The organism is Halobacillus sp. 12SKB (assembly GCF_052941655.1).
In genome coordinates this window covers 224,860-238,579 of the sequence record NZ_JBRFWR010000001.1, presented here as the reverse complement: position 1 = coordinate 238,579, position 13,720 = coordinate 224,860, and the positions used below count along the sequence as shown (strand labels likewise).

The window sequence follows — 13,720 nt, the reverse complement described above, 5'->3', positions numbered from 1 at the left end:
GATGGGGGATGTCCAAGTTATCTTTAAGAAGGAAGACATACGCCCGGAAGAGCTAAAAGGGAAAGTGGTTGTCGTCTTTGATGTCTTATTTGCCACATCGACGATTACAGCAGCGATCGCAGATGGTGCGTCCAGTGTCATCCCTGTATTCAGTGTCGACGAAGCTCGAAAAAAAGCGGAACAATTCAAAGATCCTTTCGTTATCGCCGGAGAAGATAAAGGGAGAAGGATTGATGGGTTTGAACCACCACTAAGAACTCACTTGAAGTCAATCATCCAGAATAAACATTTGATTTTGACGACGACAAACGGAACGGTCGCCTTACATCAATCAAGGCAGGCCTCTTGTCTATATGCTTCTTCACTCCTCAACAATCCAGCGATGGCGGCTCATTTGGAAGAACACCATAAAGGGGAAGATGTCGTCCTTGTCTGTGCAGGATCGAGCGGGGAATTTACCGTCGAAGATTTTTATGGTGTCGGTAGTTTAGTCTACTACATGCAGAAGAAAAGCAAATGGGGACTCTCCGATGCAGCGGTTGCGGCTCTCGGTTTTTACGAAGGGAGTGGGGCTGCAAAGGAATTATTAAGAACCTGCAGGATTGGAAAATTACTTGTCAACGCCGGGCTTGATCCTCAAGAAATTGACGTTGTTGCTGAGGAAGGTTTATTTGATTCTATACTCATATATGACCGTGAAAGCGGACAAATCAAGGAGGGTAAAAATGCAACCAGTTCAGCATAACATTCGAGGTGGAGAGTTTTTGATTTCTGCTATTTCAGAGGACTCAGTGTTTACGCCGGAAGACCGGACCGATGAGCATAAGATGATGGCTGCCACGGCTCGACAATTTATTACCCGGGAAATTCACCCGAATCGGCACCGGATCGAAAGTGGGGATTTTGATTTTGTAGCTGAAAAAATGCGTCATGCCGGAGATTTAGGGCTGCTTGGTCACAGCATTCCTGAAAGCTACGGTGGACTGGGCTTAGATAAGATCAGTAAAGGGATCGTCGGTGAAGCATTAGGAAATGCGAGTGGCTATAGCGTTGCCCATTCGAATCACACGTGTATCGCTACGTTGCCGATCACCTATTTCGGTACAAAGGAGCAAAAAGAAAAGTATTTGCCCAAACTCGCATCAGGAGATTACATAGGGGCTTATTGTCTGACAGAACCTGAAGCAGGTTCAGATGCTCTATCCGCAAGAACGACGGCTGTGCTTAATGATAAAGGCACCCATTATCTATTAAACGGGACCAAAATTTATATCACCAATGCTGCTTTTTCCGATACGTTTATTGTCTATGCGAAAGTAGACGGAGAGCATTTTACCGCTTTTATTGTGGAAAGGGATTTCCCTGGACTTTCAATCGGACCAGAAGAACAAAAGATGGGGATTAAAGGTTCTTCGACTTGTTCAGTAGTGATGGAAGATTGTGAAGTGCCAGTTGAGAACTTGCTCGGGGATATTGGTAAAGGTCATCTGATCGCTCTCAACGTTCTGAATTTGGGGCGATTTAATTTAGGATTTGCCACCTTGGGAGCAGCGAAATACAGTTTTCAGTTAGCCATTACCCATGTGAAAGAACGGAGACAGTTTAAAAGAAGCATCGCAGAATTTCCGGCAACGAAGGAAAAACTCGCTTCAATGGCCTCGCGAATTTATGGCACGGAATCTCTGCTTTATCGAACAGCTGGTCATATTGAGGCATCGCTTCATGGTCATTATGATTCAGAAGATCGGCTAGCCACCGCTAAAGCGATGAATGAGCATAAGCTCGAATCTGCTATTTGCAAGGTCACTGGATCAGAAACGCTGGACGAAGTGGTAGATGAAGCGCTGCAGCTGCATGGAGGAGCGGGATTCATCAAAGAATATCCGATTGAACAAGCGTATCGTGACTCAAGAATTAATCGGATCTTTGAAGGAACTAATGAAATCAATCGTCTGTTAATCCCAGGTGCCTTTTTCCAAAAAGCAGCCAAAGAAGAATTTGACGCGTCATCACTGATGGAAAAAGCGGAGTATTCACTGAAAAATGGTGGATATAAACATTCGGATCCACGTAAGGAAGTCATTGCTCTCATGAAGGACCTGTACCTTGTTTGTGCAGGAGCAGCTTATCGGATGTATGGAAAAGCCATACAGGAAGAACAGGAACTATTAATGAAGCTTGCCGATCTTGCTATTGAAATTTATCGCCTCGAGTCCGCAGTCTTAAGGACAAGAAAAGCGGAACATGCCAAAGACCCGAGTCTTCCATTAAAAGAAATGATGACCTACACGTTAATTGAGCAGTCATCATTGAACGTACAACGGTCGATCACTCAGCTCTTATCCACCCTGTTACAAGGGGAGGAACGTGTTCAAACGTTACGTCGTATTCCTGTGCTGTTGAACGAATACCAACGGGAAGGGTCGGTGGAAAGAAACCGTCAGCTTGCCGATCGATTGATTGCTGCAGGTCACTATGTATCATAAAAAAGGAGATGACGAATATGAAACTAGGTAATGATCACTTAACTGTCGATATGAAGGGCCCGGTACTATCCTGTGTGCTGAACAGGCCGGATTCATTGAATGCTTTTTCTGATCAAATGATCATAGGTCTACAGGAGGCCTTAGTTGAAGCTGACCGTAATGATGATGTGAAAGTTGTGGTTCTTTCAGGGGCTGGACGCTCTTTTTCAGCGGGTGGAGATGTGAAATCCATGGGGACAGCTGATGCGCAACACCTGTATGATCATGTAGGGGAACTGAATCAACTGATTCTTAAAATCAAAGATTTAGCCAAGCCAGTAGTGGCTGTGGTGCATGGATACGCGGCAGGTGCTGGATTCAACCTTGCGCTTGCCTGTGATCAGATATTGGCAGGGGAAGAAAGCAAATTTGTGCTTAGCTTCGCACAAGTCGGCCTTGTGGCTGACGGTGGAGGCCATTACTTTTTATCAAGATTGTTGGGTCCATATCGTACGAAAGAGTTGCTGTTCCGTGCAGAACCAATTCCTGTTGAGACAGCTGCCGAATGGGGCCTTGTCAATCGTGTCATTCCGCTCGCTGATTTAGAAGAAGAGGCGATGAACTATGCTCTTGCTCTTTCCAAAGGTCCGGGCAGAGCCATGGGGATGATGAAAAAGATCGTGGATCAGGCCGCTCGCTCAGACTTAGCTACGATTCTTGAGCAGGAAAGAATCACGCAGACCATGATGGTTTCAACGGAAGATCATAAAGAAGGTGTGCAGGCATTCAAGGAGAAGCGCAAACCTAACTTTGTTGGGAAATGAGGAGGAAAACGATGAAAGCAATTCAATTTAAAGAATATGGTGGACCTTCCGTATTGGAAAAAGTGGATGTCGATCGTCCAGAACTTGGCGAAGGGGAAGTTCTTCTCAAGGTTCATGCTATTGGGGTGAACTATGCGGACACAGCAAGGCGTGAAGGGTCGTATGTCGTACCTACACCACTTCCTTTTATTCCTGGAGCAGAAGTCGCTGGTGTCGTGGAAGAAGTTGGCGAAGGGGTGAACCGTGTCTCTAAGGGAGATCGTGTCGTGACCCTCATTGGTTCAGGGGGCTATGCCGAATACGTGAAGACGAATGAGAGTACCTTGATTCCCATCCCAAACGAAGTCACAGATGAAACGGCTGTTGCATTACCCTTACAAGGCTTAACCGCCTACCATATTCTCACAACCATGGGGAGGTTGGAAAAAGGGGAAACCGTACTAGTCCATGCAGCGGCTGGTGGAGTTGGTTCCCTCGCCGTCCAACTCGCTAAACATTTCGGTGCAGGAAATGTGATTGCTACAGCAAGCTCGGAAGAAAAGTTGAAGCTGGCCCGCGATTTAGGGGCAGATCATGCGATCAATTACACGCATCCGAATTGGCGTGAAGAAGTATTAGAGGCGACGGATGGAAGGGGCGTCGATGTGGCTCTGGAAATGGCTGGAGGCGATATTTTCCACGAGACCGTTAAATGCATGAGAGCATTCGGCAGAGTGGTTGTTTATGGGGTGGCCAGTGGAGAGCCAGCTCAAATGTATCCCTCTGGACTAATGAATCGCAATTTATCGGTGATCGGATTCTTTTTACCGCAGATCATGAAAAAACCCGTCCTTTTTGAAAAAAGCTTGAATCACTTATTGAAAATGATAAAGTCCGGGGAATTGAAGTTGACCGTTGGTGGGGTGTTTGATTTAGAGGAAGCGGCCCACGTACATGAGGTTATGCAGGCTAGAAAGACAAAAGGAAAGCTGGTATTAAAGCCATAATATACAAAAAGTACGGCAGACTTGTTCTGTCGTACTTTTTTTGCAGGAAGAAGAGGGGATTCTGTCGAATACAAATGACCACAGAAAAAAAGGGGGAGAAGACTATTGTTTGAACAAAGAATCGATGAAGAATTATCACTGAAAATGATCGATCATCGTGATGCGGAGGAGCTATACCGCTTATCAGATCGTTCCAGGGATCATATAAAAACATGGCTGCCGTGGATCCATTTTACAAAAGAAGTGGAAGATACAAGAAACTACATAAAGATGAGTTTGCGCCGTTATGCAGAAAACAATGGGCTGACCGTTTGTATTCTATATCAAGGAAACATTGCAGGTGTCGTCGATTTTCATGAGATTGATGAGAAAAACAAAGCTACAAGCATTGGCTACTGGATGGGAGCTGATTACAAAGGGAAGGGACTGCTGACACGTTCCTGTCGCGTTCTGTTCGCCTATGCTTTTGAGACCCTAGGTATGAACCGGATTGAAATTCGAGCTGCATCTGAGAATGAAAAGAGCCGGGCAGTACCGGAACGGTTGGGTTTCAAGCAGGAAGGGGTCATCCGTCAAGCAGCTCGGCTTTATGATGAATACACAGATCATGTGGTTTATGGAATGCTGAAAGAGGATTGGGAGAGAAGGGAGGATATCTCTTGAACGTCACGGTTGTGGAACATATCCAAAAAAAGAGCCCGGTAAAAAAGGAATGTGAAGATGCGCTGGTACTAAACGAACATGCCGGTGTTTACGGCGTTTTAGATGGGGCAACTCCCCTCGTCTGCTTTGAAGATAAAGCAGGACATAATGGAGCATATCTTGCCGCGCAAATTTTCAAATCTAAAATGGAGCGGTTAAAGAGTGGGGAAAGCCTGGTGCAAGCCGTAGAAGAAGCCAACCTACATTTAAAAGAAGAGATGGAAAGGTACGCCGTCCAGACAGAACTTGGAGAAGAACGCTGGTCTACATGCGTAGCTGTTGTTAAAGTCATGGATGACCAGATTCATTATGTGCAGCTTGGGGATTCTATGATTCTTGTAGAGGATGAGGATGGAAAGTTTATAGTTGTCACAACTGACTCTGTCAAAGGGATCAGCGAAAGAGCGGAGCAAAAACGTGTCGAAGGAAGAAAGGGTGGAGAGAACATTCCACCTGAAAGTTACTATGATATACACATGAATAGGCTTCGGTACAACCGCCGGCTTGCGAATGTGGAAGGTGGTTATACGGTTGCCAACGGAATGCCTGAAGTGATGGAATACCTGGATCAAGGAGTAATCGATAGAAAAGGGATTCGGAGCCTCCTGCTTATTTCTGATGGTTTATTTCATCCTGAACTTACCCTTGAAGCAACTTACCAGAGAATTCGGGAAGTAGGGTTGGAAGGTTATGTTCATGAATTAACGGAATACCTGAATAAACATACTCTCCATATTGATGACAGAACAGCGGTGTGGATGAAATTAAACTAAGTGCACCTGATCATAAAAAAAGGTACACTTAGTTTTGGTTTTTTATGTTACAACGGCCAGGACGAAACCGTCATACCCTTTGCTTCCCACCGTTTGAAAGGCTGTGGATTCAAGGGTTGGGTGGTTGTTTAATAAGTCAAACATCTCACGTGTACCTATAATACTCTTGTCTTTGCTTTCTGAGTCAAGCAGTCTTCCATCCCGAACGACATTATCTACTAAGATCGTCGTTCCGGACTTAGATAACTTAAGAGCTTCTTTGACATAGTGGGGGTTATTATTTTTATCTGCATCGATAAAAATAAAATCAAAGGGTTCACGTCCTGCTAAAGTAGGCAGAGAATCAAGGGCGGGACCGACAATCACTTCTATCTTGTCCTGCACTCCGGCCATTTCCATATTCCTTGAGGCAACTTCCGCATGCTTCGGGTTGAATTCTAGTGTAGTGACGTGACCATCTTCAGGCAGAGATTTTGCCATCCAGATAGTGCTGTATCCTCCGAGAGTGCCAATTTCCAATACATTTTTCGCGGCTTTCATTTTCACAAAAAGCTGAAGCATCTTTCCCTGGGTGGCAGACACGTCAATGGAAGGTAGTCCTGCTTCTTCGTTTGCTTTTAGTACATTCTCCATGACAGGATCTGCGGGAATTAACTGGTCAATAAAGTATTGATCCACATGCTTCCAAGTCTCCAGATTGCTCAATCAAACCACTCCTTATGTATAAGTTTCTTCTAGTGTAATCTTCCTTCAATAAAAACTCGAGCAAAAAGGTGCTTCAGATCACCATATCCTAATTAAAGGATATGGCAGGATTGTAGAAGACTTGATTTCGAGATGTTTTTCGGGGTTCGTTGCTTTGTTTGGCGTCAGGGGTGGTCGGAAAGCTACTCGCTTTCCTGTGGGGATGACGGCAAGCCTCCTCGGACTTCGTCCTGTGGAGTCTCGCAGCTTCCCGACCACCCCTTTCGATGTATGCGTATAACGAATCCCTTGGCTCAAAGGGACTGCCTTTCACTTTCCCGCTTTTATAAGCATAAAGTCTCCTCTAACAAGCTTTCAGTATCCAAATACCCATAGGGTAAAAGTTTAACGCCCACACTTCCATCAAGCTTGAAAGCTTCTTAATCCAGAAGTGGTTTCGAGACACTTAATAGTAAAGGGGCGGAGGGAAACGGTGAGACTCCTATGGGACGTGTGGCAGGTGAGACCCCGGAAGGCGTAGCCTGAGGAGGGTCACCGCCCGCCCCATGGAAAGTGTTCAAATGCGGAATCGACCTGGTAGACACGACTGGCATAAGCAAAACAGCAACGGAATGTGTTTTTCATTCCTTTGCTGTTTTGCTTATGACGCGAGTGTCTGGACGATGGAGCAAGACGAACCTTTTCCCGGAGCCCCGAAACACACGCAAACATCTCGAAACTGAGTCTTCAAGTATAGGGAGCTTTAGTGCATGAAAAAAGAGCTCAGGTTGCCTGAGCTCTTTGGGGGTTAACCGAATAGTCTTGGAATGCCTTGGATAAGTGACATGCCGCCCATGTAGGACATGGCGATGACGATAAGGACTCCGAAGATGGTCAACCATAACGGGTGTTTGTAATCCCCGACGATTTTTTGTTTATACGCGGCTATCAACATGACACCCAACGCAATAGGTAGAATCAAACCATTTAACGAGCCAACAAGGATCAACACCTTGACGGGCTCACCGACCGAAACGAAGACAGTCGTTGAAATGACGATAAACGCGACAATGAACCATTTGTGGTGCTTGTTAATCGTTTTATTGAATGTACGAATGAATGAAACGGATGTATAGGCGGCTCCGACTACAGACGTTACAGCAGCGGCCCACATGATGACACCGAAGATTTTGTATCCGACATTTCCTGCTGCTGCCTGGAAGACAGAAGCTGGTGGGTTTTCAGGGTTCAGTGTGAAACCTGAGGCTACAACACCTAAGGAAGCAAGGAAAAGGAAGATTCTCATGACGGAAGCAATTCCAATCGCAGACACGGAACTCTTTGTGACTTGTGGGAGTGCTTCTTTTCCTTTCACGCCTGCGTCTAAAAGGCGGTGGCCGCCGGCGAAGGTGATATATCCCCCGACGGTTCCGCCGACGAGTGTGATGATGGCGAGAAAATCAATCGTATCAGGTACGAATGTTTTCGCGACAGCTTCTCCGACAGGTGGTTGGGCGGAGAACATGACGAAAATAGTCAATGCGATCATGATGAATCCTGCAATTTGTGCGAAACGATCCATGACTTTACCCGCTTCTCGGACGAGAAAGACGGCGACAGCTACAATCCCGCTGAACAATGCCCCCATCTCAGGAGAGATCCCAAAAAGTACATTGGTACCAAGACCGGCCCCTGCGATATTTCCAATATTAAAGGCTAATCCACCGGCAACGATGAGTACAGATAAAAATACTCCAAGGCCTGGGAGTAGGCTGTTGGCGATGTCCTGAGCTGGTTTCTCAGATACAGCGATGATTCGCCATATATTTAGCTGGGCGCCGATGTCTATAATAATGGAGATTAAGATGACAAATCCGAAACTTGCTGCAAGTTGCTGAGTGAAGTGAGTCGTTTGTGTTAGAAAACCAGGACCGATGGCGGACGTCGCCATCAGGAACGCGGCTCCTAACAGGAGACTTCTTGTCGATTGTTCTTTCATGGAGTAGCTCCTTTGCTAGGTTTATTGTGATGGGAGATTTCTATTGTTTACTTATTTTTCGATGAATTCACCGATGGATTGAAGCGTGATTTCTGATTCTTTCAATGCTTTTGTAATATAGTTGGCGAAATCGATAGCGCTTGCCCCATCCCCATGAATACAAATGGTGTGAACATCAATATGGATATCCGTCTTCTGCACGGTACGGACTTTGTTTTCTTTAATCATGCGAATCACTTGTTCGACCGCTTGTTCGTGGTCACTGATGAGCGCGTTTGGTTCTCTTCGTGAAGTAAGAGATCCATCTGATTGATAGGTGCGATCTGAGAATACTTCACTAGCTGTTTTAAGCCCATGTTCGCGACCCGCTTTCACAAGTTCACTTCCTGCAAGTCCGAAGAGAACCAGTTCTGGATCCACATCGTAAACAGCCTTGGCAATGGCAGTTGACAACTTTGGATCTTTCGCAGCCATGTTAAACAGAGCGCCGTGGGGCTTGACGTGTTGTAAACGTCCCCCTTCTGTATCCACAAACCCTTTGAGGGCTCCTATTTGATAGACAACCATGTCATATGCTTCCTCTTCAGAAACCTCCATTGGTCGTCGTCCGAACCCGGCTAGATCTGGCAGACCTGGATGGGCACCGATTCCAACGTTATGCTCTAACGCCTTCTGTACCGTTTTTCTCATTATAGTTGGATCCCCGGCGTGGTAACCGCATGCGATATTCGCGGATGTTACATATTTCAATATTTCTTCATCGCGGCCGATGGTATAGCGGCCAAAACTTTCTCCCATATCGCAATTCAAGTCGACGATATGCATGGAATCTCCCCCTTAGCGAAGTTTCGTTTCAATCCCTCTTTGCAGCTGTTTCAAGTTTTTCTCTTTTTCTAAAAGCATACGTTGAGCTTCTTCATGGGTAATAGGTGAAAAACTTATACTTTCTCCCGGCCGCATTTGTGCGATTCTCGGTAAATCAACCGAAGCTACTTGTCCGATTTTTGGATAACCACCTGTGGTCTGGTGGTCCGCTAATAATAAGATCGGATTTCCGTCTGGAGGTACTTGAATGGTCCCGAATGTAACGGCTTCTGAAACGATATCTTTTTTATCCTCAAGACTCAGGGTCGATCCGTTTAAACGATAGCCCATTCGGTCTGACTTCGAATCAATTTGAAAAGGCTCGTTGAAAAATTGTTCTTTACTCTGGGTTGTAAATAAGTCAAATTCACGGCCGGGCATAACTCGAATCGGCTGGTCGCTCTTTGTATAATTGGTGAATTCAGGACCGACGAACCAGGAAGCTTCGTTAAAAGATGTAGTTTCTTTTACAGTTTTGAGTTGTTCCTGCGAATGTTCAAGAGGAGAATCAGGGAGACCAAATCGAAGTTGGTCTCCTTTTTCTAATGTTCGTCCGTTAAAACCGCCCATGTTTGCGCGGAGATATGTAGAAGAACTCCCCATAACCTTCCGTACCTGAAATCCGCCAGCTATGGATAGATAGCACCTGAAGCCTTTTTTGGGTTGTCCAAAGCGGAGCTCGCTTCCTTTTTTAATGTACAAAGGTTTCCACATGGAAACACTCTCACCGTCAATCATGGGAGTAAGGTTTCCTCCACAGATAGCGATGAAAGCATCTTCTTGAAATTCAAGAACCGGTCCCATCAATGTTATTTCCATGGTCGCTGCATCGGAAGGATTTCCGACAAGGAGGTTTGCTATTCGGTGGGCCTGTTGATCCATGGCTCCACTTACAATGACTCCATCTTTTTGATAGCCGTACCGGCCTGTATCTTGAATGGTTGTCATCAATCCTGATTTTAATACCGAAATCATTGTTCCCCCTCCTTAATCTGTTTATATTCTGCTTCATCAATACGTGTGAAACGAATGCGGTCTCCAGCCTGAAGGAGGGAAGGTTGATCTCTGTCAGCTTCGAAAAGTTTAAGCGGGGTTCGGCCAATCAATTGCCATCCCCCTGGCGTTTCAATGGGATATACCCCTGTTTGCTCTCCTGCAATGCCAACAGAGCCTGAGGGGATCGAGAGCCTTGGATCGTCACGACGAGGTGCGGCGATTTTTTTATCCATTCCTCCTATATAAGGAAAACCAGGCGCAAACCCTATCATATACACAAGGTAATTTCCCTTCATATGAGTGACTATGACTTCCTCTTCGCTCATGTTATTGTGTGAAGCGACAAAGGAGAGGTCTGGTCCCCATTCTCCTCCGTAACACACAGGTATTTCTATAGTTCTCTTCTCAGAACGATAGGACGAAGATTGAGATATAAGATTTAAAACCTTCGTTCGTGCCCATTCATAGGGAAGGAGGTCTTGTGAACGTATTTGTTTAGCGATGTAGTAGGGGTTGTATAGAATGGTTAGAGTAGAAAAAGCCGGAATGTATTCAATCATCCAGTCGGGCTTTTGTTCATCAAGTTGTGCGGCGGCTTGACGTACTTGTTGATTGGTCTCCTCATTTATAGATTCTCCAAAATCAATAAGGAGAGCCTGGTCTCCAAGGGGATGAATGCTTATATCCAATAAAATACCTCCTATGCACTTATAATGTAGTGATGCCAAACCACTTTAGCGGGTGGATGTCCATGGGCTATGTATGAACGAACCGTTTAAATTTGGCAGAAAAATATCAAAGTATGTCATTTTTTCTAACTTAACGACGTTAATATCGTATCTTATTTTTCATGCTGTTTCAATTCGACCAAGGTCCCCGATTGGTTTAATTTCGCTTAGTAGAAGGGAATAAAAAAGATAATTAATGAATGAGGAGGGTGTGTGAAATGCCGTGGGATACAGAAGATTACCCAAGCTCTTTCAAAAACTTGGAAACAACAATTAGAAAAAAAGCCATTGATATAGCCAACGCCATGATTGACGAAGGGTATAAAGAGGGGCAGGCCATTCCTATAGCTACAGAACAGGCAAAAGAATGGTATGAAAATGCAGGTGAAAAAGAAATCAATCGTGTGAAGCAAATGAGCGATAAAAACCTGAAGAAAAGGGACCGAGAAGGAAGGCAGGGAGAGAGCCGCCCTGAGCTCCTGGAAAAAGGTCAACATGTCGTTGCTCATGAAGATGGATGGGCTGTGAAAACAGAAGATGCGAAACAACCGTCTGATGTTTTTGATCAAAAGCAAGCAGCGATTGACCGAGCGAAAGAGATTGCTGAAAACAAAGGAACACAAGTAATCATTCATAAAAAAGATGGAACTATTCAGGAAAAAATGTCAATGGATGGAGAATCTTAGGTTTACGACTTTTCGTAACAGGATATATAGCTTATATAATAATTATTCAAGGAGGAATTCAAAGTGGCTGACAGTAGAAATCAAGCAGAACATGTAGTTTCTCATGAAGAAGGTTGGGCAGTAAAAGCAGAAGGTGCGGAACAACCGACGAAGGTGTACGAAAACAAACAGGATGCGATTGATCGCGCAAAAGAAATCGCCCAAAACAAAGGAACTTCAGCGGTTATCCATACCAAAGAAGGTAAAATTCAAAATCAATATGACTATAGCAGCTAATCAAACATAAAAAAAGCACTCAGAGCGAGTGCTTTTTTTATGTTTAATTTAATAAAGAGAAGGGATTATTAAACTAACTGGCAGGTTTCTTGAAGACTCAGTTTCGAGACTTTTGTTGAGAGTATGGGGGCTGCGGGGAATAGCTCGCTTTCCGCGGGAGCGCGGTGAGCCTCCTCGGACTGCGTCCTGTGGGGTCTCACCAAGCACTTTTTTCCCGCAGGAGTCTCGCCATTCCCCTCCGCCCCTTTACCATGGTAGATTCTCGAAACCACTACTTGGAAGATCACCTTGTATGGTTATGGGAAGTGAATCATATAAACTCTACTCAATGGACATTTAGAAAACGTAAATGCTTGATACAAAGCACTTTATGCCTGCCTATGTGGGGGGAATTGGAACTTCACTTATAAGTTTAGGAGTTCTATAATCCACCTTCCATAATCATAAGAGCTGACCTTTTAGTGTTGGTTTCGAGAATCCTTTCCATGGCCAAGGGGCGGAGGGAAACGGTGAGACTCCTATGGGACGTGTGGGACAGGTGAGACCCCGGAAGGCGTAGCCTGAGGAGGCTCACCGCCCGCCCCATGGAAAGCGAATCTTTTCCCGGAGCCCCTAGAACCACATAATCGTCTCGAAACTGAGTCTTCAAGAAAAGGGAGCTTTAGTTGAATAAGTGACGACGAAGGGAATTGTGATAGAATACGGAAGAGACTGAATGTGGAGGTTCCAAAAATGAATGGACAAAAAAGAAGTGACATTAAAATAGGGGCAGAAGTTGAAATCGTCCTGAAGAAAGACCAACGAACAGGGGCACTGACCAGTGGAAAAGTGAAAGACATCCTCACTAAGTCCCCGAATCACCCTCATGGAATAAAAGTACGCCTGGAAGACGGTCAAGTCGGTCGAGTGAAAAACATTCATTCCTAAGAATAGCTTCCTTGCAATGACGAAAGAGCCCATGCAGAACATGGGCTCTTTAATTATATATACATCTAAAACATAAGATTATATACGACTCTTTTGTTTTTCAAAGTTTCTATAGGGCATTTCAATTGTAAAAAAAGCACCGTCTTCATCTTCTGTAACTGCGAGGATGGTATATTCTGAACCGAAGATTTGTTCCATGGCATAGTCCCCGTTATCAAAAGGCTCACCATCAATGGAAAACCCCGTTTGCAACAATGTATGACGGTCTTCTTCTGTGAAGTTACTGATTTCATTGAGAAGGACCATGGGCCGGACAAGTGTCTCTCCTTCGGGCTCATCGAGGAGGTCATAGTTAATCTGTATGTTTACCAAATCACGAGCATCGTCGAGCATATCAAGTACGATGGTTTTGAATTCTGATAAGTCCATAAGAAAGCGGACATCTTCGGGTTCGATACGGTCTAAGTACCGGGACATTTCATAAGCCTCCTTTTATGCGTCTAAGGCTTATATTACCATGAAAGCCTCTCTTAAAACCTATGTAAATTGGAAAAGCGAGAAGGGCGGCCGCCCTTCTCGCTTTGTATACTTTCGGAAAATATCAAGTTTTCCACTTGCTTTTATCGCAAGGCTTGTGGAACTTTGTCCATGTTAGTGCCGCGGTTCAAAATTCTACATGGTAGTTTTTGGCAACTTAAACGACGCAATCCCTACCTCTATTGCATCCTTACAGCTCCGAAGCTGATCCAGTGTGATTAAGTTGTATCAAAACGTAGCAGAATGCCAGTCTCATACAAATCACTCTTTTCT

General features: G+C 44.9%; 15 protein-coding genes. 9 read left to right on the top strand and 6 right to left on the bottom strand.

The window, feature by feature from the left end; translation table 11 throughout:
- Position 1 precedes the first annotated feature (1 nt).
- The 6 genes from ACQ4XT_RS01225 (at position 2) to ACQ4XT_RS01200 (ending at position 5,750) form a co-directional block, all read left to right on the top strand.
- Complete coding sequence (locus tag ACQ4XT_RS01225; protein ID WP_446852150.1) at positions 2–745, top strand: 2-phosphosulfolactate phosphatase; 744 nt, start codon at positions 2–4, stop codon at positions 743–745.
- A complete protein-coding gene (locus tag ACQ4XT_RS01220) occupies positions 726–2,486 on the top strand; it encodes an acyl-CoA dehydrogenase FadE (RefSeq protein ID WP_446852149.1) in 1,761 nt (586 codons plus the stop codon). Before ACQ4XT_RS01225 ends, ACQ4XT_RS01220 begins: the two co-directional genes overlap by 20 nt.
- 17 nt (positions 2,487–2,503) lie before the next feature.
- Positions 2,504–3,289: an enoyl-CoA hydratase/isomerase family protein gene (locus tag ACQ4XT_RS01215; RefSeq protein ID WP_446852148.1), complete on the top strand. Its 786-nt coding sequence runs from the start codon at positions 2,504–2,506 to the stop codon at positions 3,287–3,289.
- Positions 3,290–3,300: 11 nt separating this feature from the next.
- Entirely contained in the window at positions 3,301–4,275 is a 975-nt protein-coding gene (locus ACQ4XT_RS01210; RefSeq protein WP_394219370.1) for a quinone oxidoreductase family protein, read from the top strand.
- A gap of 105 nt (positions 4,276–4,380) precedes the next feature.
- Positions 4,381–4,938, top strand: coding sequence for a GNAT family N-acetyltransferase (locus ACQ4XT_RS01205; RefSeq protein ID WP_446852147.1), 558 nt, complete (start codon positions 4,381–4,383; stop codon positions 4,936–4,938).
- Complete coding sequence (locus ACQ4XT_RS01200; protein WP_446852146.1) at positions 4,935–5,750, top strand: protein phosphatase 2C domain-containing protein; 816 nt, start codon at positions 4,935–4,937, stop codon at positions 5,748–5,750. Before ACQ4XT_RS01205 ends, ACQ4XT_RS01200 begins: the two co-directional genes overlap by 4 nt.
- Before the next feature lie 42 nt (positions 5,751–5,792).
- Here ACQ4XT_RS01200 and ACQ4XT_RS01195 read toward each other — a convergent pair whose 3' ends face one another.
- From ACQ4XT_RS01195 to pxpB, 5 genes are all read right to left on the bottom strand, one after another.
- Positions 5,793–6,455 carry an O-methyltransferase gene (locus ACQ4XT_RS01195; RefSeq protein ID WP_446852145.1) on the bottom strand — a complete coding sequence of 221 codons (663 nt, stop codon included), beginning with the start codon at positions 6,453–6,455 and terminating at the stop codon, positions 5,793–5,795.
- Positions 6,456–7,242: 787 nt separating this feature from the next.
- Positions 7,243–8,433 (bottom strand): NRAMP family divalent metal transporter, encoded by a 1,191-nt coding sequence (locus tag ACQ4XT_RS01190; RefSeq protein ID WP_446852144.1) that lies wholly within the window; start codon positions 8,431–8,433, stop codon positions 7,243–7,245.
- A 51-nt stretch (positions 8,434–8,484) separates the two neighbouring features.
- On the bottom strand, positions 8,485–9,258 hold the full coding sequence (locus tag ACQ4XT_RS01185; RefSeq protein ID WP_446852143.1) for a LamB/YcsF family protein: 774 nt from the start codon (positions 9,256–9,258) through the stop codon (positions 8,485–8,487).
- Between the two features lie 12 nt (positions 9,259–9,270).
- Positions 9,271–10,272, bottom strand: a complete 1,002-nt coding sequence (locus ACQ4XT_RS01180; RefSeq protein ID WP_446852142.1) for a 5-oxoprolinase subunit C family protein — start codon at positions 10,270–10,272, stop codon at positions 9,271–9,273.
- Positions 10,269–10,982, bottom strand: a complete 714-nt coding sequence (pxpB, locus tag ACQ4XT_RS01175) for a 5-oxoprolinase subunit PxpB (protein ID WP_446852141.1) — start codon at positions 10,980–10,982, stop codon at positions 10,269–10,271. The genes ACQ4XT_RS01180 and pxpB overlap by 4 nt, the downstream gene beginning before the upstream one ends.
- Before the next feature lie 257 nt (positions 10,983–11,239).
- On the opposite strand from pxpB, the gene ACQ4XT_RS01170 reads away from it, so the two are divergent.
- The 3 genes from ACQ4XT_RS01170 (at position 11,240) to ACQ4XT_RS01160 (ending at position 12,910) form a co-directional block, all read left to right on the top strand.
- Positions 11,240–11,707, top strand: a complete 468-nt coding sequence (locus ACQ4XT_RS01170) for a DUF2188 domain-containing protein (protein WP_446852140.1) — start codon at positions 11,240–11,242, stop codon at positions 11,705–11,707.
- Positions 11,708–11,770: 63 nt separating this feature from the next.
- Entirely contained in the window at positions 11,771–11,983 is a 213-nt protein-coding gene (locus ACQ4XT_RS01165; RefSeq protein WP_446852139.1) for a DUF2188 domain-containing protein, read from the top strand.
- 732 nt (positions 11,984–12,715) lie between these two features.
- Entirely contained in the window at positions 12,716–12,910 is a 195-nt protein-coding gene (locus ACQ4XT_RS01160; protein WP_146815384.1) for a YwbE family protein, read from the top strand.
- A gap of 78 nt (positions 12,911–12,988) precedes the next feature.
- Here ACQ4XT_RS01160 and ACQ4XT_RS01155 read toward each other — a convergent pair whose 3' ends face one another.
- Positions 12,989–13,387, bottom strand: a complete 399-nt coding sequence (locus tag ACQ4XT_RS01155) for a hypothetical protein (RefSeq protein ID WP_446852138.1) — start codon at positions 13,385–13,387, stop codon at positions 12,989–12,991.
- Positions 13,388–13,720: the final 333 nt, after the last annotated feature.

What these genes read in the sequence shown, in the direction of transcription:
- ACQ4XT_RS01155 (WP_446852138.1), bottom strand. Translation starts at nt 13,387, where the DNA reads ATGTCCCGGTACTTAGACCGTATCGAACCCGAAGATGTCCGCTTTCTT.
- ACQ4XT_RS01180 (WP_446852142.1), bottom strand. Translation starts at nt 10,272, where the DNA reads ATGATTTCGGTATTAAAATCAGGATTGATGACAACCATTCAAGATACA.
- ACQ4XT_RS01185 (WP_446852143.1), bottom strand. Translation starts at nt 9,258, where the DNA reads ATGCATATCGTCGACTTGAATTGCGATATGGGAGAAAGTTTTGGCCGC.
- ACQ4XT_RS01220 (WP_446852149.1), top strand. Translation starts at nt 726, where the DNA reads ATGCAACCAGTTCAGCATAACATTCGAGGTGGAGAGTTTTTGATTTCT.
- ACQ4XT_RS01160 (WP_146815384.1), top strand. Translation starts at nt 12,716, where the DNA reads ATGAATGGACAAAAAAGAAGTGACATTAAAATAGGGGCAGAAGTTGAA.
- ACQ4XT_RS01215 (WP_446852148.1), top strand. Translation starts at nt 2,504, where the DNA reads ATGAAACTAGGTAATGATCACTTAACTGTCGATATGAAGGGCCCGGTA.
- ACQ4XT_RS01170 (WP_446852140.1), top strand. Translation starts at nt 11,240, where the DNA reads ATGCCGTGGGATACAGAAGATTACCCAAGCTCTTTCAAAAACTTGGAA.
- ACQ4XT_RS01210 (WP_394219370.1), top strand. Translation starts at nt 3,301, where the DNA reads ATGAAAGCAATTCAATTTAAAGAATATGGTGGACCTTCCGTATTGGAA.
- ACQ4XT_RS01190 (WP_446852144.1), bottom strand. Translation starts at nt 8,433, where the DNA reads ATGAAAGAACAATCGACAAGAAGTCTCCTGTTAGGAGCCGCGTTCCTG.
- ACQ4XT_RS01225 (WP_446852150.1), top strand. Translation starts at nt 2, where the DNA reads ATGGGGGATGTCCAAGTTATCTTTAAGAAGGAAGACATACGCCCGGAA.